Genomic DNA, 22,575 nt, shown 5'->3' on the forward strand with positions numbered 1-22,575 from the left:
TCTGAAATAACGAACGGCCGTGTTGTTGTCCGGTGTTGGTTAATTTCATAGTGTTTCGGTGGTCATTGCGTTAGGGAAACGCCCGGTTACATTCCGAACCCGGAAGCTAAGCCTTTCAGCGCCGATGGTACTGCAGGGGGGACCCTGTGGGAGAGTAGGACGCCGCCGAACAATTATTCCGGGAAAGCCCCGCACCTCTGGTGCGGGGCTTTTCTGCGTTCACGGGCCGGCAAATGTGGCTCCTTGCTGTGCGGACCCGCTTGCCGGGGTGGATCAGAGCCGGCCTGCTGCTTTCAGGGCGAGATAGGCATCAGCGAGAGCTGGGGCGAGATTGTCCGGGGTGGCATCGACGACCACCACACCATGGCGCTGGAGCTGTTCCGCGGTGCGGCGTCGTTGGGCTTGGGCCTGAGTCGCCGCTGCCGCTTCGTAGACCGCGTCCACTGTGCCTCGGGCGCCGGCCATCTCCTCCACATGCGGGTCGGCCACCGCAGCGACCAGCACCGTGTGGCGCTGGGTCAGCTGCGGGAGGACGGGGAGCAGGCCCTCTTCGACGGGGGCTGCGTCCAGGCCGGTGAGAAGCACGATCAGAGAGCGACGCGGGGCGCGTGCCAGGGCAGTGGCGCTGAGACTTCGGGCGTTCGTTTCCACGAGCTCCGGTTCGAGCGGAGCCAGTGCCGTGACCATGGCCGCCAGGACTTCACCTGCGGAGCGTCCGTGGACCAGGGCGCGGGTGCGGCGATCGTGGGCCAGCAGGTCCACCCGGTCGCCGGCGCGTGTCGCGAGAGCGGTGAGAAGCAGGGCCGCGTCCATTGCTGCATCGAGACGGGGAACATCACCGACTCGGCCTGCCGATGTACGGCCCGTATCGAGGACGATGAGGATATGACGGTCCCGCTCAGGGCGCCATGTACGGACTGCGACAGCCGCGTGCCGTGCTGTTGCCCGCCAGTCGATGGAGCGGGTGTCGTCACCGGGGACGTAGGCGCGCAGACTGTCGAATTCCGTGCCTTCGCCGCGGGTGAGGACGCTGGTCCGGCCGTCGAGTTCGCGCAGTCTGGCAAGACGGGACGGCAGATGCTTGCGGCTGGTGAACGGCGGAAGGACGCGTACCGTCCACGGGACGTGGTGATCCCCCTGTCGAGCCGCCAGCCCCAGCGGTCCGTACGAGCGGACGGTGACGCGTTCGGCACGGCGGTCGCCGCGGCGCGTGGGGCGCAGGAATGTGGTGATGCGGCGGCGTTCGCCGGCTGGGACGTCCAGGGTGTGACGGGACGCGGCCTGCTCCGTGCCGGCAGGCCAGCTGCTGGGGGGCCAGGCATCGCGGAGGTGTGCGCGCAGGCGACGACGTGAGGGATTGGTTACAGTCAGTTGCACCGCAGCTCCGTCGCCGAGTCGAACGGATGTGTCACCGGATCGGGTGAACTGGAGCGTTCGCACTGGCGCTGCCAGGGCGTAGTCGCACAGAATTGCCAGGGAGAGCGGGGCATTGACCGCGAGCATGCCTGTCCAGCTCGGGGCCAGGATGCCTACGGGGAGTGACCCCAGGGCGGCGAGCAGCGCGGTTCGTCCGGTGAGGGCCACGGTCACCGCCTCATCGGGGTACGGGGACATGGGCGAGGACAGCGGTGATGACGGAGTCGGGGGTGACTCCTTCCATCTCCGCTTCGGGCCTCAGTTGGATGCGGTGACGAAGCGTGGGGAGTGCCAGGGCTTTCACGTCATCCGGGATGACGTAGTCGCGGCCGGTGAGCCAGGCCCATGCGCGAGCCGTGGTGAGCAGCGCGGTTGCGCCTCGGGGGGAGACGCCGAGGGAGAGCGAGGGGGATTCACGCGTGGCACGACAGATATCGACGACATAGCCGGCGATCTCGGGGGAGACCGTGGTCTTGGCGACCGCGGCGCGAGCGGCCTCCAGGTCGGCGGGGCCTGCGACGGGGCGTACGCCTGCTGACGCCAGGTCACGGGGGTTGAAGCCGTCGGCGTGGCGGGTGAGGACGTTGATCTCCTCGTCGCGAGACGGCAGCGGCACCGTCAGTTTGAGGAGGAAGCGGTCCAGTTGGGCCTCTGGGAGCGGGTAGGTGCCCTCGTACTCGACTGGGTTCTGGGTGGCGGCGACCAGGAAGGGGTCCGGCAGGAGGCGAGGGGTTCCGTCGACGGTGACCTGACGCTCCTCCATTGCTTCCAGGAGGGACGACTGCGTTTTGGGCGGCGTGCGGTTGATCTCGTCAGCGAGGAGGAGATTGGTGAAGACCGGGCCGGGCTGGAAGGAGAACTCGGCCGTGCGGGCGTCGTAGACCAAGGACCCGGTGACATCGCTCGGCATCAGGTCTGGGGTGAACTGGACACGCTTGGTGTCGAGTTCGAGTGACGCGGCGAGGGCACGGACCAGGAGGGTCTTGGCGACGCCGGGGACGCCTTCCAGGAGAACGTGGCCTCGGCAGAGCAGCGCGACGACAAGTCCGGTGACGGCCGGGTCCTGGCCGACCACGGCCTTGGCGATCTCGGAGCGCAGAGCTTCCAGGGATGCGCGGGCTGTGTCGTCGTCTCCGACGGTCTCGGTGTTCCCGGCGGGCACTGGGGGCGGGGCGCTCATGAAGTGCGTACCTCTCTTTCGAGGTTGTCGAGTTGGTCTGCCAGACGGACAAGGGCGGCGTCATCGGCCGGAGCCGGGCCGAAGAGCAAGGTGTTGAGGTCGCCTTCGGTCGTGCTGAGGCGGGCGGAGACGGCAGGAAGGAGCACGGCGGGAGAGTTGGCATCGCGTGGAGGGACCCCGATGAGGGGGGCGATACGGGTGCGGGTGGCGGAGCGCAGTGAGGAGGCAGCCCGGTCGCGGGCGTTCGCCTTGCGATAGAGGCGGGCGCGGCCCTCGGTGGATTCCGAGGCGCGAATGGCCACGGGCAGCAGCTCGGTGACGAGAGGGCCCAGCCGGCGGGCCCGCCAGATGGCGGCGAGCAGGGCTGCGACTGCGAGCTGCAGCGTGCCCCACAGCCAGCCCGGCGGAATCAGGTCGAAGAAGCTTCGCTCGGAGCCTGTGCCGTCACTGGTTCCGTCGCCTGTGCCGTCGCGGACGCCGTCGCCGTTGCGGGCGGCGGTGGGATCAGCGAGCGAGGGGAGGTACCAGACCAGATGTGGGCGCGAGCCGAGGAGCTGCAGGGCCAGAGAGGCGTTGCCCTGGCTGTCGAGTCGGTTGTTGTAGAGGAGGTCGGCGGAGCCGAGGAGGACGGTGTCACCTGCGTCCTTCTCCTGCACGAGGAGCAAGGTGGGGAGATTGGCGCTGGGGTAGCAGCCGATGGCGAGTTTGCCCGCTGTGTAGCGGAAGCCTCCCGCATCTGCGTTGCCTGCGGTGCGGGCGGCGGGCAGGGAGCATCGCGGTGCGCGGGTGGATACCGGACCGGAGGAGTCCGCCCGGACGCCGGGGGCCAGTGTGGACACGGACGGGGGGCCTGCTCCGAGGAGGACGGTGCGGCCGGCCGAGGCGGCAGTGGCGGTGCGGAGTTCGTTCTGTTGGTACGGCGTCAGCAGGTTGGGGGCGGTGACGAGCAGGGTGGTGTCGGGTCCGGCCGCGGCGGTGGCTTTGTCGAGCGCGGTGACTACGTGGACGGAGACGCCGCGGTCCTTGAGGAGTTCGGCGACGGCCCGGCTGCCGTGCTGGTCGGCGGAGCGGGGGTCGAGTCGGCCGTGCTGGTCGCCGGAGCGTGTGGTGGCCAGGACGATTCCGGCTGCTACGAGCAGGAGGACGGCGCACAGCAGACCGCGGGTGCGGGTCCAGACCTGGCGGGGTGTGGGGGAGGTCGTGGACGCGGAGACGGTGACGGCGGTCATTCGGCTGCTCCCCGGGCCGCGGTGGTCAGCCGGGGTTTGGCGTTCTCGATGTCGAGGTCGAGGGCCTGCATGGCCAGATACGTATGCCGGTCGGCGGTCCTGCCGCCGTATGTGACGTCGTCGAAGTCGCGGGCGGCGCCGCGGAGCGGTATCTCGTGTGCGGGCAGCGAGCGGCCTGCTTCAGCGGCGGCCTCGTCGGCCGTGCGTCCGGGGCGGGGGTCGAGGAGGGCGCGTTCTTCGAGGGAGCGGACGATGGCACGCATCCGTTCCTGGACGGCTTCGTTCCAGCGTTCGGCGACAGCGTGGGCCTCGGCGGCGGTCCGGTGTTCTGCCGCGCTGCGTGGGCTGTCGTCGAAGAGAGCCTCGGGGGGACGGGTGGTGCGCTGCGGAGTGCCCAGCCGCCACCAGAGCGCGGCGGCCAGGCCGAGGATCACCGCTACGAGGACGATCAGCCCGAGTGGTCCACCCGGCGCTGCGTTCGAGGCCGTGGCGAAGAGATCGCCGAGCCACCCCCAGAGGCGGTCCAGGCCGCGCTGGAGGAGGTTCGGGTCGTTCTCGTGGTACATCGGCTTGGACAGCTCGTGCCTGGCCGCCTCGCGGGCGGGGACGCGCGGGGTGTCCACCGGTACGTCGCGGCTCGCGTGGATCAGAAGCCGTGCTGCTGCTGTTGTGCCCCCCGCCCCCGACACGGCATCAGTTCCCGGTGTCGTAGCCGGGCAGGCCTGCGGCCCGGGCGAGTTCGAGGTCGAGTGCCTCGCGGCGGATGCGCTGGTCGACGTAGAGCAGAGCCATCACCCCCGCGGAGAGCGGATAGGTGATCGTCGAGACGATGATGTCGCCGATGCCGGAGATGATCAGGAAAGGCCAGCCGAATTCGACGGATTCACCGGTGAGGAGGGCGCTCAGCGCGTGGCCGTCCACGACCGTCGCGATGATCGCGAACGGGATCGCGATGATCAGGGTCACGATGAACGTCAGCAGCCAGGTGAGGAGCAGGATGCCGAAGGTCCGCCACCAGGCGCCCCGGACCAGCTTTGCCGAACGCCGCATCGAGACGGTGACCGACTGACGCTCCAGCATCAGCGCCGGCGAGGCGAGGCAGAAGCGGACCAGCAGCCAGACGATGACGACGAGGGCGGCCAGGAATCCGATGACGGCGAGGCCGACGCCTGCGGCGGATCCCATCAGCGCGCCGGGCAGTACACCCACCGCCATGATGCCGCCGGCCATCAGGGGCAGCAGGAGAGTCAGGCCGAGAAGCCGAAGGAGGCGGGGCCGGGCTTCACCCCATGCTTCGGAGAGCGTCACGGAGCGACCCAGCACCGAGCGGCTGATCACCACGGTGAGCATGGACGTGGTGAAGAGCGTCGCGATCAGGGTGATGAGCATCGACGGTGCGGTGTAGATGACGCTGGACCGCATGGAGTCGGCGGCCTGGCGGAGCGCCTCGGAGCCGGTCGCGTTCCGGTCGACCACCGCGGGCTCCGGCAGCAGATAGCGCTGTACAAGGATGATCGCGATCTGGGCGATCACGGAGACGGTGAGCGTGACGCCGAGGACCGTGCGCCAGTGGGCCCGCATGGTGGACACCGCGCCGTCGAGGATCTCGCCAACGCCGAGCGGGCGGAGCGGGATGACACCGGGCTTGGCCGCGGGTGGCTGCTGACCCCAGCCGGATCCCTGCGGCCTGCTGCCCCAGCCGGGGGCGGGCGGCGGTGTGCCGTGGCCGGTGCCGGGGGGGCTCGGTGGGGACCACTGCCCTGCGGGCGGCTGTGTGGGAGACCAGTTCCCAGCGGGGCCGCCGCCGTCGATGCGCGCGGAAGGCCGGGGCACGCCCGTCTCCTGGCCGTCGGAGAGGGCAGATCCGGGCGAGGCCCAGCCCGGAGTGTCGTTCATTCTCGCTCCTTCACGGTCCTGTCCGCTCATCGGGGCGGCAGGTTGGCAGCCATCGTGCCACGCGTTGCTCCGATGCGGGCGGGGTGCTTCATCTCCTTCGCGCCTTCATTTGTGGGCGGCTCACCGGGCAGACTGGGCGGATGGCTGATCAGGACGCGCAATCGCCGGTGGGCATCGAGTCTGCCGCGCCTCCCTCCATCCGTTGGGGCGAGTCCCCGGAAGGCCCTGTGCTGGTGCTCCTCGACCAGACGCGGCTGCCCGCCGAGGAGGTCGGGCTGGTGTGTACGGATGTGCCCGCGCTGGTGCGGGCGATCCGGACGCTGGCCGTGCGCGGAGCGCCGTTGCTGGGTATCGCCGGGGCCTACGGGGTGGCGCTGGCTGCCGTCCGCGGCGACGACGTGGCGGAGGCCGCGGGGCTGCTGGAACGGGCGCGGCCCACCGCTGTGAACCTTGGGTACGGGGTGCGCCGCGTGACGGCGGTCTACGGGGCGGCGCTCGACAAGGGCGCGGAGCCGCAGCAGGCGGCCGCCGCGGCGCTGGCGGAGGCCAGGGCGCTGCACCGGGAGGATGCCGAGGCCAGTCGGCGTATGGCGCAGTACGGCTTGGCGCTCCTCGACGAACTACTCCCCGGCGGAGACCACCAGCTCCTGACCCACTGCAACTCGGGGGCGCTCGTCTCGGGCGGTGAGGGGACGGCCTTCGCAGTGGCGCTGGGGGCGCACCGGGCGGGACGGTTGCGAAGGCTCTGGGTGGACGAGACGCGTCCCTTGTTGCAGGGTGCCCGGCTGACCGCCTATGAGGCGGCGCGCAACGGGATGGCATACAGCTTGCTCACGGACAACGCCGCGGGTTCGCTGTTCGCCGCGGGGGAGGTCGACGCCGTACTCATCGGGGCCGATCGCATCGCGGCGGACGGATCCGTGGCGAACAAGGTCGGCAGTTATCCGCTGGCAGTACTTGCGAAATACCACCATGTGCCGTTCATTGTGGTGGCACCGACCACCACCGTGGATCTGGAGACCGCGGACGGGGCGTCGATCATTGTGGAGCAGCGCTCCGGCCGGGAAGTGACAGAGCTCACACCTCTGCGGGCCGGGTCTGCCGGGGAGACGGGCCAGCTGCTTGTGGCACCGCCGGGAACCCAGGCCTACAACCCCGCATTCGACATCACGCCGCCGGAACTGATCACGGCGATCGTCACGGAGGAAGGCGCAGTTTCCCCGGTCACGGGGGTAGGACTGGCAGAGCTGTGTGCCAGGTCATCGCAGATAACGATTAGCTAATGGGATGATGTCGATTATGAAGGGACGCGTCCTTGTCGTCGACGACGACACCGCACTGGCCGAGATGCTCGGGATTGTGCTGCGTGGTGAAGGGTTCGAGCCGTCGTTCGTAGCGGACGGCGACAAGGCACTTGCTGCGTTTCGTGAGGCAAAACCGGACCTGGTTCTGCTGGATCTCATGCTGCCCGGACGGGACGGCATCGAGGTCTGCAGGCTGATCAGGGCCGAGTCGGGTGTGCCGATCGTCATGCTCACGGCCAAGAGCGACACGGTCGATGTGGTGGTGGGCCTGGAATCCGGGGCCGACGACTACATCGTCAAGCCGTTCAAACCTAAGGAGTTGGTTGCCCGCATCAGGGCACGTCTGCGCAGGTCCGAGGAGCCGGCTCCGGAGCAGCTGGCCATCGGGGACCTGGTCATCGATGTGGCCGGTCACTCGGTGAAGCGGGACGGGCAGTCGATCGCCCTGACCCCGCTGGAGTTCGATCTGCTCGTTGCGCTGGCCCGCAAGCCGTGGCAGGTCTTCACTCGGGAGGTCCTGCTCGAGCAGGTGTGGGGATATCGCCACGCCGCCGACACCCGCCTGGTGAATGTGCACGTTCAGCGGCTGCGTTCCAAGGTCGAGAAGGACCCGGAGCGCCCGGAGATCGTGGTGACCGTCCGAGGCGTCGGTTACAAGGCCGGACCGAGCTGACATGGCCCTGGGTAGCGCTGCTCCGAAGCCCGGGGAGCCGGGAGTCCGTACGGGGCGGGCTGCCGGGTCGGAACGTGGGCCCTCGTCGTTCGGGATGTTTCTGCAGGGCGGCCGGTTGTTCCACGACCGGGCGCCCGGCGGTCCCGTGCTGCGACTGCTGATGCGCTGGGTGCGGCGTCCGCTGCTGCCCGCCGTGCGGCTGTGGCGGCGCAACCTCCAGCTGAGGGTCGTCGCGGGCACGCTGCTCATGTCGCTCGGTGTGGTGCTGCTGCTCGGCCTGGTCGTCATCGGGCAGGTCCGCAACGGGCTGCTCGACGCGAAGGGCCAGGCTGCCCAGACACAGGCCGCCGGTGGTTTCGCGGCGGCCCAGGACAAGGCCAACGCTCCGCTCACCCCCCGTGGGCAGGGCGGCGACGCCGGGGACGGAGCGACCGCCAACAACTCGTGGCGGACCGAGCTCGTCGATCAGCTCGCCAGTGGCGGCAAGAACGCCTTCAACGTCGTGGCGCTCAGCGCCGACGAGGGAACCCGTGCGCCGCGCGGCTCCGGCAGTGTGGAAGCGGCCAGCATCCCCCAGAGTCTGCGGGAGGCGGTGGACAAGGGGCCTGGTGCGTTCCAGACGTACTCCCTGATCCGGTACGCGAACGGCCAGGACTCGCAGCCCGGGCTCGTCGTGGGCAAGCGCCTGTACGACATCGACCACAATCCGTACCAGCTCTACTACCTCTTCCCGCTGACGCAGGAGGAGAAGTCACTGACCCTGGTCAAGGGCACGCTGGCGACCGCGGGACTGTTCGTGGTCGTGCTGCTCGGGGCCATCGCCTGGTTCGTGGTGCGGCAGGTCGTCACCCCCGTTCGGATGGCGGCGGGGATCGCCGAGCGGCTGTCCGCCGGCCGTCTTCAGGAGCGGATGAAGGTCACCGGTGAGGACGACATCGCCCGGCTCGGTGAAGCCTTCAACAAGATGGCGCAGAACCTCCAGCTGAAGATCCAGCAGCTGGAGGAGCTCTCCCGGATGCAGCGGCGCTTCGTCTCCGATGTCTCGCACGAGCTGCGGACACCGCTGACGACCGTACGGATGGCAGCCGATGTCATCCATGAGGCGCGCGCCGACTTCGACCCCGTGACGGCCCGCTCCGCGGAGCTGCTCGGGGACCAGCTCGACCGGTTCGAGTCGCTGCTCTCCGATCTGCTGGAGATCAGCCGGTTCGACGCGGGCGCCGCGGCGCTGGAGGCCGAGCCGATAGACCTGCGGCAGGTCGTGCGGCGGGTGATCGGCGGTGCCGAGCCGCTCGCCGAGCGCAAGGGCACCCGGATCCGCGTGGTCGGCGACGAGCAGCCGGTGATAGCGGAGGCCGACGCGCGGCGGGTCGAGCGTGTGCTGCGCAACCTGGTCGTCAACGCCGTCGAGCACGGCGAGGGCCGGGACGTCGTGGTGCGGATGGGGGTGGCCGGTGGCGCGGTCGCCGTCGCCGTCCGGGACTACGGAGTGGGGCTCAAGCCCGGAGAGGCGACCAGGGTCTTCAACCGGTTCTGGCGCGCCGACCCGGCACGGGCCAGGACGACCGGCGGCACCGGGCTCGGACTCTCGATCGCCGTCGAGGACGCCCGGCTGCACGGCGGCTGGCTGCAGGCGTGGGGTGAGCCGGGCGGCGGCTCGCAGTTCCGGCTGACGCTGCCGCGTACGGCGGACGAGCCGTTGCGCGGATCGCCGATACCGCTGGAGCCCGAGGACTCGCGCCGCAACCGGGAGAACCGGGAGCGGAGCGCGGACGGCGTCACCACCGGGAGTGAGCACCGGCTGACGGCGGTACCGGAGCAGGCCGGCCCGGAACGGTCGCCGCTGCCCGTACCGGCGCGTGCCCCCGTGGCTCCCCGGACGGCACCCGCTTCGGTGCACCCGGCGGCTCTGCCGGGCAACGGTGCGCGGGTGGTCGCCCGCCCCGCCGACTACCGGCAGGGCGCAGACATCGAATCCGCTGTGCAGACCCCGGAGCGGGAGGACACGACTCGTGGGCGCTGACCGTCGTCGGGACGGCCGTGGACGTGTGGTGGCGCTGACCGCATTGCTGGGATGCGGCGTCGTGCTGCTGTCCGCGTGCGGATCGATGCCCGTCACCGGGGATGTCAAGGCGGTCGACGCCTCGCAGCCCGGTGACTCCCAGGTGCAGGTGTACGCGGTGGCGCCGCGCGACGACGCCACGCCGAACGAGGTGGTCGACGGCTTCCTGGAGTCCATGACCAGCGATGACCCCGGCTTCAGGACCACCCGCAAGTACCTGACGAAGAAGGCGGCCGGAACCTGGAAGCCGAGCGCGCTCACCACGGTGCTCTCCAAGGCGCCGAGCCGCAGCGACCGCCCGTTCCACGACAGCGGCAGCAGCAGTTCGGAGCTCAGCTACACCCTGACCGGTGAGGAGGTGGCGACGGTCGACGCGCAGAGCGCCTACCAGCCGGTCGCGCCCTCGGAGTTCAGCCGGACCCTTCATCTGGTGAAGGAGAACGGACCGGACGGCAGGGAATGGCGTATCGACGTCGTGCCGGACGGTCTGCTGCTCGGCCAGTCCGACTTCAAGCGTCTCTACCGCTCCGTCAACAAGTACTACTTCGCCGCCGGACGGGCGGCAGGGCCGTCCGCCCTGGTCGCCGACCCCGTCTATGTCCGCAACCGGACGGATCCCGTCACCGGGATGGACACCGTGACGCAGACGGTCCGCAGTCTCATCGAGGGCCCGACCAACTGGCTGCGGCCGGTGGTCGATTCCCGCTTTCCCACCAGTACGGCGCTGCGACGGGGCGTCACCTCGCTGGCCCCCGACGACCGCAGCATCCTGAAGGTTCCGCTGAACAAGAAGGCGGACAACGTCGGGCAGCGCTCCTGCCGCATGATGGCCTCTCAGGTGCTTTACACCGTGCAGGACCTGACGTCGGCCCGGGTCGAGCAGGTGGAGCTCCAGCGGTCCGACAGTTCGCCGCTGTGCGTGCTGGGCGCCGATCAGGCGGAGGAGTTCGCTCCGGACGGTTCGTCGGGCGGGCCCGACAGCCAGTACTTCGTCGACGCCAAGGGGCACGTCCAGCGTATTCCGGGGTCCACCAGGGGCAGCGGCGACCCGGAGCCGGTGACCGGCCCGTTGGGTGACGGGCCGGTGCGGATGAGCGCAGTCGGTGTGTCCCGTGACGAGCAGGTCGCGGCGGCGGTCTCGCAGAACAATGCGGCCCTGTACGTGTCCTCCGTCGCGTCGGAGGGCGAGCTGCCCGCGCCCGCAGTGACCAGCAAGGGCAAGAAGCCCGACGACCGGCTGTCGGCGCCCAGCTGGGACGGCCGGGGCGATCTCTGGGTGGCCGACCGGGATCCGGACGACTCCCGGCTGCTACGGCTGGCCGGTGGTGCCGGCAAGCCGTCCGAGGTGACGGTGCCGGGCCTGGACGGCGCGCGGCTGGAGGCGTTGCGGCTGTCGGCCGACGGGGTACGGATCGCGCTGCTGCTGACCAAGGACGGGCACACGACTCTGAAGATCGGCCGGATCGAGCGCCAGGGAACGGCCTCGAAGCAGGAGGTCTCCGTCGTGGAGCTGCGGCAGGCCGCGCCCCAGCTGACGGATGTGACCGCGATGTCCTGGTCGGGCCGGAGCCGTCTCGTGGTGGTCGGCAAGGAGCAGGGCGGCGTGCAGCAGGTTCGTTACGTGCAGGCGGACGGTTCGGCGCCGGCCTCGGGCGTGCTGCCCGGGGTCAACCAGGTGTCGGCGGTCGCGGCGGCGGACGACGAGCAGTTGCCGCTGATGGCGGACACCGAGGGCGACGGGATAGTGAAGCTGTCGCCGGGCGACAACTGGCAGACGGTGGTCAAGAAGGGCTCGTCGCTGGTCTACCCGGGCTGAGGGCTGTCCGGCCATGATTCGCCGGACATCTCCTGGAGCCGTGATCCGCCCGACGGCACCTGTCGTTCTGCTCGTTCCGTGCGGACGCTGAGCAGGTCACGGGCGAGGGCGCATGCGTTTTCCACAGGGGTGGCCGGGTTCGTGGGCCGGGGGCACAGTGGAGGTATGCGGGGGTGGTGGCGGGAGATTGCCGGACTGGTACTGCCGGTGGCCTGTGGTGGCTGCGGCAGGCCGCGGACGGAGCTGTGCGAGGACTGCCGGGCGGCACTGTGCGGCGCGTTGCCGCGGCGGGTGAGACCCACGCCGGAGCCGGCCGGACTACCGGTGGTGCATGCGGCCGCCGCGTACGAGAACGCGGTACGGGCGGTGCTCCTGGCACACAAGGAGCGTGGCGCACTTCCCCTCTCCCGAGTGCTCGGCAGGGCGCTGGCAGGTGCCGTACGGGCCGGGACGGGGCGGATGGGCAGCCCTGGACCCCTGCTGCTCGTACCCGTGCCTTCCTCGCGTCGGGCGGTGGCCGCGCGCGGGCATGATCCGGCGCGCCGGATCGCGCTGGCCGCGGCGGGGGAGCTGCGGCGCGGCGGGATGCCGGCCCGGGTGGGCACGGTGCTGCGGCAACGGCGCCCGGTGGCCGATCAGTCGGGACTCGGCGCCCGGCAGCGTCAGGCGAATCTGGCGGGCGCACTGGAGGTGGTGGCCGGCGGTGAGCGGCTGCTTGCGGCCGAACGGGTAGTGCTTGTGGACGATCTCCTGACGACCGGGGCGACGTTGACCGAGGCGGCACGGGCGGTCGATGCCGCGGGCGGGCGCGGAGGAGCGCTTTCCGGAGCGGGGCAGGCGGCCGTCGTGGCAGCGTCCCCGTCCGCCTTCGAAATAAACCGGAACTGCTGGTGAACTTGCATCATTGCAGGTAGTGAGTAGGTAAAAGACCCTGAACGGAGGTACGTGCGAGTAGCGGGTGCCGACAGCAGGCCGAGCAGGCTATGTTCGGTTGTGAGGAATGGTGAATGCCACACCTCGACGAGTGCACCACCAGGTTTCGGGCAGGTAACTCACCGGTAGTCCAGACGTTCAGAAAGAGTCGGTGGGGTGGAGTCCTCCCCAACGGGGGAGGAGGAGGTGGAAGTCACCGAGTCCGCGGCTCCGGCGACCACAACCGGGGCCTGGTGCAAAAGGGAGATGCTCCGCCGCTGAGCGGAGCGATCCGGGAACGGAGTTCTGCGTGGACATCGTCGTCAAGGGCCGCAAGACCGAGGTGCCCGAGCGGTTCCGCAAGCACGTGGCCGAAAAGCTGAAGCTGGACAAGATCCAGAAGTTCGACGGCAAGGTGATCAGCCTCGACGTCGAGGTGTCCAAGGAGCCAAACCCCCGTCAGGCAGACCGTTCCGACCGGGTGGAGATCACGCTCCGCTCGCGTGGACCGGTCATCCGCGCCGAAGCAGCCGCAGGTGATCCGTACGCAGCGCTGGACCTGGCCACCGGCAAGCTGGAGGCGCGGCTGCGCAAGCAGCACGACAAGCGCTACAGCCGCCGTGGCAACGGCAGGATTCCCGCCGCCGAAGTCGCCGAGACCGTACCGGGCACGGCGGCCTTCAACAGCGAAGGCGCCCTGACCGGCGAAGGCACCGGCCCGTCCGTACCCACCACCAGGATCGGCTCGCTCGAGGTACAGGGCGAAGGGCCGCTGGTGATGCGCGAGAAGACGCACGTCGCGGCACCGATGACGCTCGACCAGGCGCTCTACGAGATGGAGCTGGTCGGGCACGACTTCTATCTGTTCGTCGACTCCGAGACGAAGGAACCCAGTGTCGTCTACCGGCGGCACGCCTACGACTACGGTGTCATTCATCTGAGGACCGACCCGCTGGCCGCTGACGAGGCGGGTGGCGCGGGCGGCGCGCTCGGCGGCTGACGCCACGCACGGTGGTGCCCCTGGGGTGTAATTCGCGCCAGGGGCACCATCGTGCGACGACAGGACCACCGCTGCGACGTCCGGGCATGAAAGCATGGCGTCCCAAGCCAATCGGTGCTCTGTGAAATGCCGTTGGCGGAGAGTTTGCGAACTTCAGGCCATGGCCTTCAGGGGGAGGAACGATGGCGGACACCTTCGGGCCCGTATGCGGTGCGAGCAACGGAGACGACGCGGCCGGTGCCGATACCGGCGCGGACGCGGACAGTGGTTCCCGCAAGGAGCCGATCCGCGTTCTGGTGGTGGACGACCACGCACTCTTCCGCAGAGGCCTGGAGATCGTCCTCGCCCAGGAGGAGGACATCCAGGTCGTCGGCGAGGCGGGTGACGGGGCCGAGGCGGTCGACAAGGCGGCCGACCTGCTGCCCGACATCGTGCTGATGGATGTGCGCATGCCCAAGCGGGGCGGCATCGAGGCCTGCACGTCCATCAAGGAGGTGGCCCCCAGCGCGAAGATCATCATGCTGACGATCAGCGACGAGGAGGCCGACCTCTACGACGCGATCAAGGCGGGCGCCACCGGCTATCTCCTCAAGGAGATCTCCACGGACGAGGTGGCCACGGCGATTCGCGCGGTTGCCGACGGGCAGTCCCAGATCAGCCCGTCCATGGCATCCAAATTGCTCACCGAGTTCAAGTCGATGATCCAGCGGACCGACGAGCGCCGACTGGTGCCGGCACCGCGGCTCACCGACCGGGAGCTGGAAGTCCTCAAACTGGTTGCCACAGGCATGAACAATCGCGATATCGCGAAGGAACTGTTCATTTCCGAGAACACCGTGAAGAACCACGTCCGCAACATTCTGGAGAAGCTGCAGTTGCACTCCCGGATGGAAGCGGTGGTCTATGCCATGCGGGAGAAGATCCTCGAGATCAGGTAGGGACACGGCAGGTAAAGAGAGGGCATGGTCAACGGAGCGCTCGGGCGATTTCCCGGGTGAGCGGCTCGCGCAGCTCCGGTGCGTCGACCCGTTCCAGTCGTACGTCCGTACAGCCGACCCAGGACGCCGCCTCCACCAGGGCCTCGGCCATCGGCGCCACGGCCTTGCGGCCCGCCAGGGACACCTGCCGCGCGACCAGCGTGGTGCCCTCGCGCGCCGGGTCGACCCGGCCCTGCAGCTTGCCGCCCGCCAGCAGCGGCATCGCGAAATAGCCGTGGATCCGCTTCGGCTTGGGGACGTACGCCTCCAGGCGGTGCGTGAAGCCGAAGATCCGCTCCGTCCGCGCCCGCTCCCAGATCAGCGAGTCGAACGGCGACAGCAGCGTCGTACGGTGCCGTCCGCGCGGTTCCGAGGCCAGCGCCGCCGGGTCGGCCCAGGCCGGCTTGGCCCAGCCCTCCACCGTCACCGGCACCAGACCTGAGTCCGCCACCACCGCGTCGAACTGCTCGCCCTTCAGCCGGTGGTAGTCCGCGATGTCCGCGCGGGTGCCGACCCCCAGGGACTGTCCCGCGAGTGCGACCAGCCGGCGCAGACACTCGGTGTCGTCCAGGTCGTCGTGCAGCACGGCGTCGGGCAGGGCGCGCTCCGCGAGGTCGTACACCCGCTTCCAGCTGCGCCGCTCCGTGCACACCACCTCGCCGTACATCAGGGCCCGCTCGACGGCGACCTTCGACGCCGACCAGTCCCACCACTCCCCACCGTTCTTCGCGCCGCCCAGCTCCGTCGCCGTAAGCGGGCCCTCGGCGCGCAGCTGCTTGATCACCGCGTCGTAGGCCCCGTCCGGCAGGTCGTGGTGCCAGTGCGGGCGCGAGCGGTAGGCGCGGCGGCGGAACGCGAAGTGAGGCCACTCCTCGACCGGCAGGATGCACGCCGCATGCGACCAGTACTCGAAACTGCGGCCCGCCGACCAGTAGGCGTCCTCGACCGTGCGCCGGCCGACGGCGCCGAGGCGCGCGTACGGAATCAGTTCGTGCGAGCGGGCCAGTACCGAGATCGTGTCGAGCTGTACGGCGCCGAGATGCCGCAGCACGCCTGGCACCCCGGCCCGGCGGTCCGGCGCGCCGAGGAAGCCCTGGGCGCGCAGAGCGATCCGGCGGGCCTGATCGGCGGAGAGTTCGGCGGCGGGGGGCGGTACTGGTGTCATGTCCTGCACCCTAGAGCGCGGCACCGACAACCGTTCACGGAGCGGTGGACGTCCCCCGGAGCCCCGGGGGGAGACCGGTGGACGCGCCGGTCGCGGGGGCGGACGGTGCCGCGGCCGGGAGATACGGATGGGCGCCCGGCAGGCCCAGGTCGGACGGGAGCAGTGCGCCGATCCAGGTGTCCCGTCGCACCCCCTTGTTCAGCAGCCCCGACCGCTGGTCGCCCTCCATGTGGAAGCCCGCCCGCAGCGCCACGGCCCGGGAGGGTTCGTTGCCTGCCTCGGCCCGCCACTCCAGTCTGTCCGCCCCGAGCGAGGTGAAGGTCCAGTGGGCCGCGGCCAGCACCGCCTCCGTCATGTAGCCGAGACCGCGGTGTTCCTTCGCGGTCCAGAACCCCACCTCGTACGTGCCCGGCAGGTTGCGGCGGTTGATGCCGAGCGCGCCTGTGACGGCTCCGTCCTCGCGCCGGACGACCGCGAAGTTGTACATCGAGTCGTCCTGCCAGCCGCCGGGGCACAGCTTCCGGGTGAAGAGTTCCGCGTCGGCATGGGTGTACGGGGACGGGACGACCGTCCAGCGTTGGATGTCCGGGTCCTGACAGGCGGCGTACACCTCGTCCGCGTCGCCCTCGCGAAAGGGCCGCAGCAGCAGACGCTCGGTGGTGAGAGTGATCGGTTCCATGTACGGATTCTGGTGAGGCGCCGACGGCGATGCGAACACTTTTCGGGGTTTCCGGCACCTTCGGAGCCCTTCGGCCGTTGACTCTGCAGGGCACGGCGGGGGCAACGCGGTGGCAGCCCTCCCGGCGCGGCGGGGTCCTCGCTTACGATGACCGTTGCGGTGGGGCCCACCTGCCGTGCCCGCGCCAGCGTCCATAACACGACCCAGTGCCAGGCCCGACCGGCAAGGAGACCAGCCTCAGTGTCCGTCTTCAACAAGCTCATGCGTGCAGGCGAAGGCAAGATCCTGCGCAAACTGCACCGCATCGCGGACCAGGTCAGCTCCATCGAAGAGGACTTCGTCAACCTCTCCGACGCCGAGCTGCGGGCGCTCACCGACGAGTACAAGGAACGGTACGCGGACGGCGAGAGCCTGGATGACCTGCTCCCCGAGGCATTCGCAACGGTCCGAGAAGCCGCGAAGCGTGTCCTCGGACAGCGCCACTACGACGTCCAGATGATGGGCGGTGCGGCTCTGCACCTCGGCTATGTGGCCGAGATGAAGACCGGTGAGGGCAAGACCCTCGTCGGCACCCTGCCCGCGTATCTCAACGCGCTCTCGGGCAAGGGCGTGCACCTGATCACGGTCAACGACTATCTGGCCGAGCGCGACTCCGAGATGATGGGCCGGGTTCACAAGTTCCTGGGCCTGACCGTCGGCTGCATCCTCGCGAACATGACGCCGGCCCAGCGCCGTGAGCAGTACGCCTGCGACATCACGTACGGCACGAACAACGAGTTCGGCTTCGACTACCTCCGCGACAACATGGCGTGGTCCGCGGACGAGCTCGTCCAGCGCGGCCACAACTTCGCCGTGGTCGACGAGGTCGACTCGATCCTCGTCGACGAGGCCCGTACGCCGCTGATCATTTCCGGCCCGGCCGACCAGGCCACCAAGTGGTACGGCGACTTCGCCAAGCTGGTCACCCGCCTGACCAAGGGCGAGGCGGGCAACCCGCTCAAGGGCATCGAGGAGACCGGCGACTACGAGGTCGACGAGAAGAAGCGGACCGTGGCCATCCATGAGCCCGGTGTCGCGAAGGTGGAGGACTGGCTCGGCATCGAGAACCTCTACGAGTCGGTGAACACGCCTCTCGTCGGGTACCTCAACAACGCCATCAAGGCCAAGGAACTCTTCAAGAAGGACAAGGACTACGTCGTCATCGACGGCGAAGTCATGATCGTCGACGAGCACACCGGCCGTATCCTCGCCGGCCGCCGCTACAACGAGGGCATGCACCAGGCCATCGAGGCGAAGGAAGGGGTGGACATCAAGGACGAGAACCAGACCCTTGCCACGATCACCCTGCAGAACTTCTTCCGCCTCTACAGCAAGCTGTCCGGCATGACCGGTACGGCGATGACCGAGGCCGCCGAGTTCCACCAGATCTACAAGCTGGGCGTCGTGCCGATCCCGACGAACCGGCCGATGGTCCGCGTCGACCAGTCCGACCTGATCTACCGCACCGAGGTCGCGAAGTTCGCCGCGGTCGTCGACGACATCGCCGAGAAGCACGAGAAGGGCCAGCCGATCCTGGTCGGCACCACCTCGGTCGAGAAGTCCGAGTACCTCTCGCAGCAGCTCTCCAAGCGCGGTGTCCAGCACGAGGTCCTCAACGCCAAGCAGCACGACCGTGAGGCGACGATCGTCGCCCAGGCCGGCCGCAAGGGCGCGGTCACGGTCGCGACGAACATGGCCGGTCGCGGTACGGACATCAAGCTCGGCGGCAACCCCGACGACCTCGCCGAGGCGGAGCTGCGCCAGCGCGGTCTCGACCCGGTCGAGCACGTCGAGGAGTGGGCGGCCGCGCTGCCCGCCGCGCTGGCGAAGGCCGAACAGGCCGTGAAGGCGGAGTTCGAAGAGGTCAAGGACCTCGGCGGGCTGTACGTGCTCGGTACCGAACGGCACGAGTCGCGGCGCATCGACAACCAGCTGCGCGGTCGTTCCGGCCGTCAGGGCGACCCGGGCGAGTCCCGCTTCTACCTGTCGCTCGGCGACGACCTGATGCGGCTGTTCAAGGCGCAGATGGTCGAGCGCGTCATGTCGATGGCGAACGTGCCGGACGATGTGCCGATCGAGAACAAGATGGTGACGCGGGCGATCGCCTCCGCGCAGTCGCAGGTCGAGCAGCAGAACTTCGAGACGCGCAAGAACGTCCTGAAGTACGACGAGGTGCTCAACCGGCAGCGCGAGGTCATCTACGGCGAGCGCCGTCGTGTCCTGGAGGGTGAGGACCTGCAGGAGCAGATCCGCCACTTCATGGACGACACCATCGACGACTACATCCGGCAGGAGACCTCCGAGGGCTTCGCCGAGGAGTGGGACCTCGACCGACTGTGGGGTGCGTTCAAGCAGCTCTACCCGGTGAAGGTCACCGTCGACGAGCTGGAGGACGCGGCCGGGGACCGTGCGGGCATCACCGCCGAGTTCATCGGTGAGTCCATCAAGGACGACATCCACGAGCAGTACGACGAGCGCGAGAAGCAGCTCGGCTCGGACATCATGCGTGAGCTGGAGCGGCGTGTGGTGCTGTCCGTCCTGGACCGCAAGTGGCGTGAGCACCTCTACGAGATGGACTACCTCCAGGAGGGCATCGGCCTGCGGGCCATGGCGCAGAAGGACCCGCTGGTCGAGTACCAGCGCGAGGGCTTCGACATGTTCAACGCCATGATGGAGGGCATCAAGGAGGAGTCCGTCGGCTACCTGTTCAACCTGGAGGTCCAGGTCGAGCAGCAGGTCGAAGAGGTTCCGGTGCAGGACGCGGCCGAGCGGACGTCGCTGTCCAAGGAGGACGCCGCGGTGCCGGCCGGGGCGCGTCCGGAGATCCGGGCCAAGGGGCTGGACGCTCCGCAGCGTCCCGACCGTCTGCACTTCTCCGCTCCCACCGTGGACGGGGAGGGTGGCGTCGTCGAGGGCGACTTCTCCAACGGTGACGGTGGAGTGGCGTCGGAGTCGGACGGGCTCACCCGGGCGGAGCGGCGCAGGGCGCAGAAGAGCGGGGGCGGCGGCCGCCGCCGCAAGAAGTAGATGCGGTCAGTGGTCTGCGCCTGAGGAACGTCCGGACGTGGATCCGTGTTGCAGTGCGGCTGGGGCCGGGCACCGAGGGTGCCCGGCCCCAGCCGCGTCTGTACGGGGTGAGGTCGGTGCCGGAGCGCCCGGTGGGCGCTGTCCCCGATCTCCCCTGCAGGCCTCAAGACGTGGGGGCCCTCGCACGGCCTGACTCCGACGGCCCCTGCGGGGCTGCCGCGGGTGGTGGAGGGCGGTGTCCTGTCGTCAATCGCCGGACCGGCCCGGGGCGACGGACCGGTTCGATCCGGTGGGCGGGGTCGTGCGGGGCGGGGTGGGGATGCCCAGTTCCACTGCGGCGCAGCGCCAGCGGAGGTCGGGGCCCTGTTCCAGGCGGAAGGCCATCGCCCGCACCTGCTCGCCCGCCGCGATGCTCGCGCAGGCCTCCACCACGCCCGGGGCCGGCTGCGCGCCGTGGCACTGGCGTACCACCGGGCGGGCGCCACGGGCCCTCAGAGGGGTGGCCGGGGCCAGTTCGGCGAGCTGGTCGTACGCCTCGCCGATCGTGTGGCCGAGCATCCAGTGCACCGGGCGCTGCCCGCTGAGGACCGCGAGCAGACGCTCCGCGAACCAGTGGTGGGGCCGCAGCATCCGCTGCGGTGTCCGGCGGCGCTGCGGTGGTACGGCGTCCGGCCTGTGCTGGTCGTGGCGTCCGGCGGGCCGGGTCCTGTTCATGCTCATCGTTGATCGCCCCCGTGATCGAGCCCGGACGTATACCGGGCGGTAACTTCTGTTGGGGATCTTCTACGGCGGCGGTGGACGTGCCTGCAAGCGCCGACGGGCCGCCCGACGTGGTGCGGGAAGTTCACCTATCCGGGTGACGGACGCGTTGCGGCACGGGCTCGGGGAAGGCGTGGAGAGGGTGACGGACGGCTGCCGGGTGGACGGGCCGGGCGTCGTACCCGTAACCCCGAAGGGGGACGCCGCACGTATCCTGAGGGCGTCTCCGACTACGAAAGCGGCCAGCCATGCGCGTGTACGTCCCCCTGACCCTCTCCGGTCTCGCAGCGGCGCACCGGGCGGGCGAAGTCGGCCCCGGTCCGCTGACCGCGTACGCGGTGACGCCCGCGCTGCGCGAGTGGTACGTCTCCGACGACATCGAGGAACTGGAGTACGCGGCGCTCAACCGGGCCGCGTCCGCCTCGCTGCGCCTGATCGCCGGGGACCCCGGCGCGGTGCGCAGGCGGGTCGTCGTGGCCGTCGACGTACCGGACGGGCAAGCCGTCGCAGACCCCGACCACAGCCTGGACCCGTCGTCGCTGGGCGAGGTGCGCATTGCTTCCACGGTGCCGCTGGTGAAGGCGGCCGCGGTGCACGTCGACGCGGAGGACGCGGAGAAGGACGTGGCGGCGGCCGCGGCCGTGCTCGGGGCGGCGGATCTCGGGGACGACGACGCGCAGTTCACCGTGGACGGTGCCGAGGACCATGAGCTGCTCTGGTTCGGCGTGCAGGAGATCCCCAACCTGATCGGCTGACGAGCGCAGACCCGGGCCATGCGCCCGTTGTCCTGCCCGGCGGGTATTTTCTCTGCATGGGGACGAAGGGGAAGCACCGCATGCATCTGGTCTGGGACTGGAACGGCACACTGCTCGACGACAACGCCGCGGTCGTCGGCGCGACGAATGCTGCGTTCGCCGAGGTCGGTCTGGAGCCGATCACGATCGAGCAGTACCGCGAGATGTACTGCGTCCCGATCCCCCGCTTCTACGAGCGGCTGATGGGCCGGCTGCCCACCGACGCCGAGTGGGAGCGGATGGACGGGATCTTCCACCGGTACTACACCGAGCAGCGGGTCGCCTGCGGGCTCACCGAGGGGGCCGAGGAGCTGCTGGCGCAGTGGCGGCTGGCGGGCCGCAGCCAGTCACTGCTGAGCATGTACGGCCACGACCAGCTGGTTCCGGTGGTGCGGGGGTACGGCATCGAGCAGCACTTCACCCGGGTCGACGGGCGCACCGGGCCGTCCGGCGGCAGCAAGGCGCAGCACATGGAGCGGCACCTCGCCGCGCTGGACGGGATAGCGCCGGAGCACATGGTGATCATCGGTGACGCGGTGGACGACGCGGTGGCCGCGGCACATGTCGGTGCGGCAGCGGTGCTCTACACCGGCGGGTCGCACAGCCGGGTGAGCCTGGAGGCGGCCGGGGTGCCGGTGGTGGACAGTCTGGTCGAGGCCGTGGCGCTCGCCGAGCAGATGGCCGGCTGAGGGGTGGCAGGGGCGGGACAGGCCCAAGGGCTGCCCCGTCCTCAGCTCACCGGGGCCGCGGTGCGCAGGATCTTCAGGAATTCGCGCATCCAGGCCGAGTGGTCCGGCCATGCGCGGGACGAGACCAGGGTGCCGTCGACCACTGCTTCGTGATCCTCGAAGGTGGCACCCGCGGCCTGCATGTCGAGTTCCAGTGCGGGATAGGCCGTGACGCGGCGGCCGCCCAGTTCGCCGATCGCCGCCGTCAGCAGGGGGCCGTGGCAGATCTGGGCCACCGGCCTGTCCGTCTCGAAGAAGGCCTTGAGGAGTTTGCGGAGCTCGGCGTCGTTGCGCAGATATTCGGGGGCCCGTCCGCCGGGGATGACCAGGGCGACGTAGTCGCCGGGGTCCACCTCGGAGAACGCCAGGTCGGCCGGCCAGGTGTAGCCGGGCTTCTCGGTGTACGTGTCGAAGCCGGGCTCGAAGTCGTGGACCACGAAGCGGAGCGTCTTGCGGGCGGGGGCCGCGATGTGGACGTCGTACCCCTCCTCGCGCAGCCGCTGGTACGGGTAGAGGACTTCCAGGGACTCGGCGGCGTCGCCGGTGACAATCAGGATTTTCGGTGCCATTGCTGCGGGGCTCCCCTCGCGCGGACGTCTCCGGTAAGCCTGCATCTGTCCGTTGCGCGCTGTCCAGAGTGTCAAAGTTCGGGGCCTTCTTTTGTACACATACGGCTCATGACGGTTCCGGGTGTCGGGGAGATAGCCTGGACCCCGTGATCAGCGCGATACGCCTCGGGGGCAGCGAAGCCCCCGGCCTGCGCCCGGACTGCCAACGCGCCCGGGCCATGACTGATCCCCTCGCCCCGGACCCGCTGCCAAAAATGGCCGATAAGGTCCCGGGCATCTCTCATAGCGGCATAGCGTCGTCCCAGACCGGAAACCCCGTGTCGTGGCGGTACGTCGCCTTTTTCACCTAC

19 protein-coding genes and 1 rRNA gene are annotated in these 22,575 nt (G+C 69.6%); 11 read left to right on the forward strand and 9 right to left on the reverse strand.

The features are described 5' to 3' along the window. Positions 1-54: 54 nt before the first annotated feature. A 5S ribosomal RNA gene (gene rrf, locus OG878_RS24400) occupies positions 55-171 on the forward strand. A 102-nt stretch (positions 172-273) separates the two neighbouring features. On the opposite strand, the gene OG878_RS24405 is transcribed toward rrf, so the two are convergent. The 5 genes from OG878_RS24405 to OG878_RS24425 are packed head-to-tail and all read right to left on the reverse strand — an operon-like array spanning position 274 to position 5,721. After that, positions 274-1,584 (reverse strand): DUF58 domain-containing protein, encoded by a 1,311-nt coding sequence (locus OG878_RS24405; protein ID WP_328891370.1) that lies wholly within the window; start codon positions 1,582-1,584, stop codon positions 274-276. A gap of 10 nt (positions 1,585-1,594) precedes the next feature. Next, complete coding sequence (locus tag OG878_RS24410) at positions 1,595-2,596, reverse strand: AAA family ATPase (protein ID WP_328888743.1); 1,002 nt, start codon at positions 2,594-2,596, stop codon at positions 1,595-1,597. Beyond that, positions 2,593-3,825, reverse strand: a complete 1,233-nt coding sequence (locus OG878_RS24415) for a DUF4350 domain-containing protein (RefSeq protein WP_328888744.1) — start codon at positions 3,823-3,825, stop codon at positions 2,593-2,595. Before OG878_RS24415 ends, OG878_RS24410 begins: the two co-directional genes overlap by 4 nt. Continuing rightward, positions 3,822-4,514, reverse strand: coding sequence for a DUF4129 domain-containing protein (locus OG878_RS24420; RefSeq protein WP_328888745.1), 693 nt, complete (start codon positions 4,512-4,514; stop codon positions 3,822-3,824). The genes OG878_RS24415 and OG878_RS24420 overlap by 4 nt, the downstream gene beginning before the upstream one ends. A 4-nt stretch (positions 4,515-4,518) precedes the next feature. Beyond that, a complete protein-coding gene (locus tag OG878_RS24425; RefSeq protein ID WP_328888746.1) occupies positions 4,519-5,721 on the reverse strand; it encodes a glycerophosphoryl diester phosphodiesterase membrane domain-containing protein in 1,203 nt (400 codons plus the stop codon). 140 nt (positions 5,722-5,861) lie between these two features. Between OG878_RS24425 and mtnA the strand changes: the two genes are divergently transcribed. The 7 genes from mtnA to OG878_RS24460 all read left to right on the forward strand — a co-directional run bounded on the left by mtnA (position 5,862) and on the right by OG878_RS24460 (position 14,426). Further along, positions 5,862-7,004 (forward strand): S-methyl-5-thioribose-1-phosphate isomerase, encoded by a 1,143-nt coding sequence (gene mtnA, locus OG878_RS24430; protein ID WP_328888747.1) that lies wholly within the window; start codon positions 5,862-5,864, stop codon positions 7,002-7,004. Between the two features lie 4 nt (positions 7,005-7,008). Next, entirely contained in the window at positions 7,009-7,698 is a 690-nt protein-coding gene (mtrA, locus tag OG878_RS24435; protein WP_205375139.1) for an MtrAB system response regulator MtrA, read from the forward strand. A 1-nt stretch (position 7,699) separates the two neighbouring features. Continuing rightward, complete coding sequence (gene mtrB / locus OG878_RS24440) at positions 7,700-9,721, forward strand: MtrAB system histidine kinase MtrB (protein WP_328888748.1); 2,022 nt, start codon at positions 7,700-7,702, stop codon at positions 9,719-9,721. Next, positions 9,711-11,576: an LpqB family beta-propeller domain-containing protein gene (locus OG878_RS24445; protein WP_328888749.1), complete on the forward strand. Its 1,866-nt coding sequence runs from the start codon at positions 9,711-9,713 to the stop codon at positions 11,574-11,576. Before mtrB ends, OG878_RS24445 begins: the two co-directional genes overlap by 11 nt. 165 nt (positions 11,577-11,741) lie before the next feature. Next, positions 11,742-12,470 (forward strand): ComF family protein, encoded by a 729-nt coding sequence (locus tag OG878_RS24450; RefSeq protein ID WP_328888750.1) that lies wholly within the window; start codon positions 11,742-11,744, stop codon positions 12,468-12,470. Positions 12,471-12,798: 328 nt separating this feature from the next. Next, positions 12,799-13,488: a ribosome hibernation-promoting factor, HPF/YfiA family gene (hpf, locus tag OG878_RS24455; protein WP_328888751.1), complete on the forward strand. Its 690-nt coding sequence runs from the start codon at positions 12,799-12,801 to the stop codon at positions 13,486-13,488. Positions 13,489-13,670: 182 nt separating this feature from the next. Further along, on the forward strand, positions 13,671-14,426 hold the full coding sequence (locus tag OG878_RS24460) for a response regulator transcription factor (protein ID WP_328888752.1): 756 nt from the start codon (positions 13,671-13,673) through the stop codon (positions 14,424-14,426). Between the two features lie 28 nt (positions 14,427-14,454). Here the strand turns inward: OG878_RS24460 and OG878_RS24465 are convergent, their stop codons facing one another. Next, positions 14,455-15,630 (reverse strand): winged helix-turn-helix domain-containing protein, encoded by a 1,176-nt coding sequence (locus OG878_RS24465; protein WP_328888753.1) that lies wholly within the window; start codon positions 15,628-15,630, stop codon positions 14,455-14,457. A gap of 34 nt (positions 15,631-15,664) precedes the next feature. Next, positions 15,665-16,309 carry a GNAT family N-acetyltransferase gene (locus tag OG878_RS24470; protein WP_328888754.1) on the reverse strand — a complete coding sequence of 215 codons (645 nt, stop codon included), beginning with the start codon at positions 16,307-16,309 and terminating at the stop codon, positions 15,665-15,667. Positions 16,310-16,549: 240 nt separating this feature from the next. On the opposite strand from OG878_RS24470, the gene secA reads away from it, so the two are divergent. Further along, a complete protein-coding gene (gene secA, locus OG878_RS24475; protein WP_328888755.1) occupies positions 16,550-19,375 on the forward strand; it encodes a preprotein translocase subunit SecA in 2,826 nt (941 codons plus the stop codon). Between the two features lie 246 nt (positions 19,376-19,621). On the opposite strand, the gene OG878_RS24480 is transcribed toward secA, so the two are convergent. Next, positions 19,622-20,095 carry an Rv3235 family protein gene (locus OG878_RS24480; protein WP_328888756.1) on the reverse strand — a complete coding sequence of 158 codons (474 nt, stop codon included), beginning with the start codon at positions 20,093-20,095 and terminating at the stop codon, positions 19,622-19,624. 287 nt (positions 20,096-20,382) lie between these two features. On the opposite strand from OG878_RS24480, the gene OG878_RS24485 reads away from it, so the two are divergent. Next, positions 20,383-20,889, forward strand: coding sequence for a DUF6912 family protein (locus tag OG878_RS24485; protein ID WP_328888757.1), 507 nt, complete (start codon positions 20,383-20,385; stop codon positions 20,887-20,889). A gap of 56 nt (positions 20,890-20,945) precedes the next feature. After that, entirely contained in the window at positions 20,946-21,617 is a 672-nt protein-coding gene (locus OG878_RS24490; RefSeq protein ID WP_328888758.1) for an HAD family hydrolase, read from the forward strand. A gap of 41 nt (positions 21,618-21,658) precedes the next feature. Here OG878_RS24490 and OG878_RS24495 read toward each other — a convergent pair whose 3' ends face one another. Continuing rightward, positions 21,659-22,225 (reverse strand): DJ-1/PfpI family protein, encoded by a 567-nt coding sequence (locus OG878_RS24495; RefSeq protein WP_328888759.1) that lies wholly within the window; start codon positions 22,223-22,225, stop codon positions 21,659-21,661. Between the last annotated feature and the right edge of the window lie 350 nt (positions 22,226-22,575).

This window comes from Streptomyces sp. NBC_00316 (assembly GCF_036158715.1).
In the GTDB taxonomy this organism is placed as follows: Bacteria; Actinomycetota; Actinomycetes; order Streptomycetales; family Streptomycetaceae; genus Streptomyces.

Excerpts from the sequence above, each read along its gene's own strand:
- OG878_RS24410 (WP_328888743.1), bottom strand. The coding sequence starts at position 2,596 with ATGAGCGCCCCGCCCCCAGTGCCCGCCGGGAACACCGAGACCGTCGGA.
- OG878_RS24415 (WP_328888744.1), bottom strand. The coding sequence starts at position 3,825 with ATGACCGCCGTCACCGTCTCCGCGTCCACGACCTCCCCCACACCCCGC.
- OG878_RS24425 (WP_328888746.1), bottom strand. The coding sequence starts at position 5,721 with ATGAACGACACTCCGGGCTGGGCCTCGCCCGGATCTGCCCTCTCCGAC.
- mtnA (WP_328888747.1), top strand. The coding sequence starts at position 5,862 with ATGGCTGATCAGGACGCGCAATCGCCGGTGGGCATCGAGTCTGCCGCG.
- mtrA (WP_205375139.1), top strand. The coding sequence starts at position 7,009 with ATGATGTCGATTATGAAGGGACGCGTCCTTGTCGTCGACGACGACACC.
- mtrB (WP_328888748.1), top strand. The coding sequence starts at position 7,700 with ATGGCCCTGGGTAGCGCTGCTCCGAAGCCCGGGGAGCCGGGAGTCCGT.
- OG878_RS24450 (WP_328888750.1), top strand. The coding sequence starts at position 11,742 with ATGCGGGGGTGGTGGCGGGAGATTGCCGGACTGGTACTGCCGGTGGCC.
- OG878_RS24460 (WP_328888752.1), top strand. The coding sequence starts at position 13,671 with ATGGCGGACACCTTCGGGCCCGTATGCGGTGCGAGCAACGGAGACGAC.
- OG878_RS24465 (WP_328888753.1), bottom strand. The coding sequence starts at position 15,630 with ATGACACCAGTACCGCCCCCCGCCGCCGAACTCTCCGCCGATCAGGCC.
- OG878_RS24470 (WP_328888754.1), bottom strand. The coding sequence starts at position 16,309 with ATGGAACCGATCACTCTCACCACCGAGCGTCTGCTGCTGCGGCCCTTT.
- OG878_RS24480 (WP_328888756.1), bottom strand. The coding sequence starts at position 20,095 with ATGAGCATGAACAGGACCCGGCCCGCCGGACGCCACGACCAGCACAGG.
- OG878_RS24485 (WP_328888757.1), top strand. The coding sequence starts at position 20,383 with ATGCGCGTGTACGTCCCCCTGACCCTCTCCGGTCTCGCAGCGGCGCAC.
- OG878_RS24490 (WP_328888758.1), top strand. The coding sequence starts at position 20,946 with ATGGGGACGAAGGGGAAGCACCGCATGCATCTGGTCTGGGACTGGAAC.
- OG878_RS24495 (WP_328888759.1), bottom strand. The coding sequence starts at position 22,225 with ATGGCACCGAAAATCCTGATTGTCACCGGCGACGCCGCCGAGTCCCTG.